Here is a 260-nt window from a genome sequence, read left to right on the forward strand (position 1 = left end):
GTATTCGCTTTTACCGCTTTGACCAGTGTTCGTTCCAGAGAACGTCGGTCTTCATAAAGTCGAAGAGAAAACAGCGTCAGGGATACCCAGATAAAGTATAAAAACAAGCACAGAAGCACCATCACTACGTGGGAGAGCGAAGCCAGTCCGGCATCATGGTGTGTGACGGTAACGCACAAATCCCAGCGTGTACTGCACTCTGTCACAGCCAGCGTAAATAACAGAGACTGTAAGCGGCTGAAGTTTTCTGATGGCGGCGT

At 49.2% G+C, this 260-nt stretch carries 1 pseudogene; it reads right to left on the bottom strand.

The window, feature by feature from the left end:
• Positions 1-260, bottom strand: a pseudogene (locus RTW80_RS29805) (cyclic diguanylate phosphodiesterase); the annotation flags it as partial.

Origin of the sequence: Escherichia sp. AM3 (assembly GCF_032029835.1) — a bacterium.
GTDB lineage: Bacteria > Pseudomonadota > Gammaproteobacteria > Enterobacterales > Enterobacteriaceae > Escherichia > Escherichia coli.